This window comes from Pseudomonadota bacterium (assembly GCA_010028905.1).
Classification (GTDB): domain Bacteria; phylum Vulcanimicrobiota; class Xenobia; order RGZZ01; family RGZZ01; genus RGZZ01.
Genome location: RGZZ01000873.1, coordinates 1 through 1,200 on the forward strand (window position 1 = coordinate 1; position 1,200 = coordinate 1,200).

A 1,200-nucleotide genomic window follows, 5' to 3' on the forward strand; every position below is an offset into this window, starting at 1 on the left:
CTCGATCACGTCGACGCGGGTTCCCACCTGCTCGGTCGCCTCGGTGTGCAGGGTGCGCGTGTCGGCCGAATCGATGCGCAGCCTTTGCTTTCCCACGCGCACCTCGACGGCACGCGGGTTGAGCGAGAGCGCCGCGTTGAGGCCGATGGCGAGATGCCGCCAGTCCAGCGTCTCGTTGCGCTCCTGCGAGAGGAAGATGCCCGCAAACGGGTCTTCGAGGAACGCGTCGGAGACCCGCCAGCCCGGCGCGCTCACCGACACGCCCTGGGCGTCGGCCGTCACGTCGATGCGCGAGGCGCCTCCGACCACGGCGGCACGGATGATCTCGAGCACGTACTCGTGGGCGTCGACCAGGGCATATTCGCGCATCTTCGCCTGCGCCTTGCGCCCATCGAGGGTGAAGAAGCCTTCTGAGTCAACGGTGCCGGCCTTGCGAAGGTGCTCGAGCAGTCGATCAGCGCGCGCCATGGTCGCCCTCCAGTGCGTGTTGCAGCAGGCGCGCGTTCATCTCGGGATGGAGACCGTCGGCCAGGCACACCAGCTTGGCCAGCAGGAACCCGGCCGTGCGGGTGTCGACCTCTGCCAGGCGCTTGAGCCGGAGAATGATCGGGTGGTCGAGGTTGATCACGAGGTGATGCAGACCCAGGCCGGTAAGCTTGCGCACGGTGCGCTCGGCCCAGGTCGGGGGGGGCGCGTCTTCGTCGAGCACGGGCTGCAGCTTTGGAACCGTGAGGGGATGGGGCTTTGGCTGCAGCACGTAAGGGTGCGACGCCAGGGGTGAGCCCGGGTAGCTGAAGTGGCCAAAGCTGCACGATGCCACGTCGACCCCGCTCCCGGTGAGCAGCGCGAGTGCGGTGGTGCCCAGCGCCTCGAGCGGAGGGGGCAGGGCGTCGGTGGCCACGGGCTGCAGCGCCGCGATCTGGTTTGTGGGCCGCACATTGAAGCGGTGAAGGGTCACGAGGTCTCTTGCCATGGCGCTCACAGACTCGATGGCCAGGGTCGATATCCCTTCGCCGGTCAGGGCCTGCGACACGGGAGAGGGGTGGGTCTCCGCCAGCAGCACCCGATTCTTGTCGAGGCTCAGCAGCTCTACCGCTGACACGGGCCAGCCGGGCTCTTGCTTGAACGATTCGGAGAATCCGATGGACTTGAGCAGGCGTGATGTGCGACGGGCGATCTCCTCGAGATCGGCCAGGCTGG

Annotated in this window: 2 protein-coding genes; both read right to left on the bottom strand. The window is 67.6% G+C overall.

Annotated features, from left to right (window positions below):
- The coding region (locus tag EB084_26025) for a hypothetical protein (GenBank protein ID NDD31723.1) at positions 1-468 on the bottom strand (468 nt) is incomplete at its 3' end.
- Positions 455-1,200: hypothetical protein (locus tag EB084_26030; GenBank protein ID NDD31724.1), on the bottom strand; the 746-nt coding region annotated here is incomplete at its 5' end. The genes EB084_26030 and EB084_26025, both read right to left, overlap by 14 nt.